The 2,434-nt window shown below is 28.8% G+C and carries 4 protein-coding genes; all 4 read right to left on the bottom strand.

Going from position 1 to position 2,434, the window contains the following annotated elements; translation table 11 throughout:
• Nucleotides 1–224: 224 nt before the first annotated feature.
• Nucleotides 225–593 (bottom strand): hypothetical protein, encoded by a 369-nt coding sequence (locus tag CDH49_RS15400; RefSeq protein WP_100616422.1) that lies wholly within the window; start codon nt 591–593, stop codon nt 225–227.
• Nucleotides 593–1,204 (bottom strand): HD domain-containing protein, encoded by a 612-nt coding sequence (locus tag CDH49_RS15405; protein ID WP_100616423.1) that lies wholly within the window; start codon nt 1,202–1,204, stop codon nt 593–595. The genes CDH49_RS15400 and CDH49_RS15405 overlap by 1 nt, the downstream gene beginning before the upstream one ends.
• Nucleotides 1,205–1,412: 208 nt before the next feature.
• Nucleotides 1,413–1,610 carry a hypothetical protein gene (locus CDH49_RS15705; protein WP_157805348.1) on the bottom strand — a complete coding sequence of 66 codons (198 nt, stop codon included), beginning with the start codon at nt 1,608–1,610 and terminating at the stop codon, nt 1,413–1,415.
• 36 nt (nt 1,611–1,646) lie between these two features.
• On the bottom strand, nt 1,647–2,186 hold the full coding sequence (locus CDH49_RS15410; RefSeq protein ID WP_100616424.1) for a hypothetical protein: 540 nt from the start codon (nt 2,184–2,186) through the stop codon (nt 1,647–1,649).
• Between the last annotated feature and the right edge of the window lie 248 nt (nt 2,187–2,434).

Genomic DNA, 2,434 nt, shown 5'->3' on the forward strand with positions numbered 1-2,434 from the left:
CAAATCCGAATATTGCTAAAATTCCAATTACTAATAATATTTTTTTCAGGATTTTCAATTCGTGACGGTTTTTCTCAAATGTGTGGCAACGTGTTCGTGTATGGAAAGTTGCGTGTTTGAGGGCGAGGATTTTCCGAAGGAAAATCGGAAGCCAGAAAACAAGCAACAGACTTTGTGCCAGCTAAAACTAGCAATTTTTTATACACGGTGTTGTAAGCAGTACTTTATTTCTTCCATATTTCAAATGTTTCATTATCAGTACAACTCGCTGACTTTATCACATTCTCAAAATTAAATCCGTCATATTTGGAAACTATGTCATAAACCTTATTCCAGCCATCTGAACCTTGGGGAATAGAACAACCTTTTCCATTTCCCATTAAAATTAACCAAACATCTGGAAGAAATGGACCTTCGTCAGTATTGATTAATTTTATTTCTTCAATTTCATTCCAGTCGATTTGTTCGGTTTTCCTTTTTGGATGAGTAACTTTTACATAAACATCCGTGATTTCGGTCTCGTAATAATCTTCGGGTTGTTTTATGTTTGTATCCTCATTTTTTGAGCCAAATATTTTATTCCAAAATCCCATTAACTTAATTGTTTTAATTCAAGCCTTAAATTCTCTTTTGCTTGGTTTTCGTACAGTCGTTTAAAATAATCAGTTTTATATATAAAATCCAATTCCAATATGCTTTTCAGTACTTTTTTTCTTCCTTTTCGGTACATAAAGTCTGGATAAATTTGATATTCTTTTCTAATGCTCTCACTATATTTTTTATATTCTTCAGGTGATTTTCCTAAAATTGAAAGATCTAAATCCAAAAGTATATTTGTGTCATAATCCTCCGAAATTTTATGTTCTTTCGTAGCCTCAATTTGTGACATACATTCATTCAATTTGTCAAATGAAGTTTTAACAATTCTATTTTTAAATGTCAAAGCACTTTGATGTTCGTTATTACTTTTGGTGGATTTGTAAATTATGTCGTGGTAATATATAGCAAACAATAAACAGTCTAAATCTTTAACTTCTGATTGAATTTTGCTCAATTCCGAAAGTATATTTTCCAAATGCTCAAGATTATGATAATGACGTGATTTTGATGAATAATTGTTCTCAATTTCGTTCCAGCATTCCAAATTATAATCTTCGTTTTTCGAGTATTTTCTAATCAAATTCAGAAAGTTTTCTTTTATCATCTCTGTTTTTGGGTATTGCTTACAACGAGTGTGTATATAATGCGTTTATTTTCAAATGCATTATATACGGTGTTACCACCCGTTTTTTAATCTATTTATATTTTGAGTGATTTATCAGTTTCATTTAAAGTAAAAACTAATTTAGATGAATTAAAATCAAAAATTGACAAAGTAGAAGAACTTATTAAAGAAATAGAAGCTTTTGAAATTAAGGCTTCTTTAGACTCTGATTAATCTTTTCTTTTAGTTCGTCTGATATGTTTGTTATTTCAAATTTCATTTTTGATTTGTTGAATTCTATTTTACCATTACAATCTTCTATTTCTTTTTTGAATGGTTTTATTTTGGATTCAAATTCTTTTTTAGCGGTTTTTATTAGTTCTTTTTCTAAATTTAGTTTTGACATAATATTATTTATTTTTCAATGAATCTAATTCTGTTTTTAATTTAAATCTATTCCAAAAAATAAATTGATTAAATATAAAATGACAACAAATATTATACTAGAAATCAGTTTGTTTTCTGAAATCAGTTTCCAAAACTTTATAATAGGTTTTGTTTTTAAGTCGGCGTTATTATTTGCTGTTATATTGTTTGTTTGGGGACTATTAGAGAAATTAGATGATTGAACGCCGTGGTTATCTCCACCTATGTAATTTTCAATAGTTACACCAATATTGGTTAAGTTGTTAGCTGATTCATGTTTAACATATTCTAAATATCCTTTTCCAAATCTTTTTAATTCTCTTCCATTTATTCCGAGAACTATATTTCTTCCATAAGTCCTACTAAATATTTCATTATTTATACCAAAAGACCACATGCTATCTTCTAAATCGTTTTGGTGCGACTTATTTATTCTAATCTTTTGAAACTCTTCATTATCATCCAAGAAATTAGAGATAGTAAATTCCTCGTCTATTTCTGTAATATAGTCATTGATTAAAATATCAATAAACTTTATAGTTTCTTTATCTGTCATATTCAATTAAATCTCTAAACATTCAAATCCATACGAAAGTTTACTTAGAACTTGCACCGAATATTCTTCCATACCTAAAACTTTAAATACATCTTTCCCTATTCAACTGAAAACGTTTATAATGGGTGGTAACGTGTTCGTGTATGGAAAGTTGCGTGTTAGCGGGCGAGGATTTTCCGAAGGAAAATCGGAAGCCAGCAAACAGGCAACCAACTTTGTGTTAGCTAAAACTAGCAATTTTTTATACA

The sequence above is a fragment of the Confluentibacter citreus genome (assembly GCF_002807055.1).
GTDB classification, from domain to species: Bacteria; Bacteroidota; Bacteroidia; order Flavobacteriales; family Flavobacteriaceae; genus Confluentibacter; species Confluentibacter citreus.

What these genes read in the sequence shown, in the direction of transcription:
- CDH49_RS15400 (WP_100616422.1), bottom strand. Translation starts at nt 593, where the DNA reads ATGGGATTTTGGAATAAAATATTTGGCTCAAAAAATGAGGATACAAAC.
- CDH49_RS15405 (WP_100616423.1), bottom strand. Translation starts at nt 1,204, where the DNA reads ATGATAAAAGAAAACTTTCTGAATTTGATTAGAAAATACTCGAAAAAC.
- CDH49_RS15705 (WP_157805348.1), bottom strand. Translation starts at nt 1,610, where the DNA reads ATGTCAAAACTAAATTTAGAAAAAGAACTAATAAAAACCGCTAAAAAA.
- CDH49_RS15410 (WP_100616424.1), bottom strand. Translation starts at nt 2,186, where the DNA reads ATGACAGATAAAGAAACTATAAAGTTTATTGATATTTTAATCAATGAC.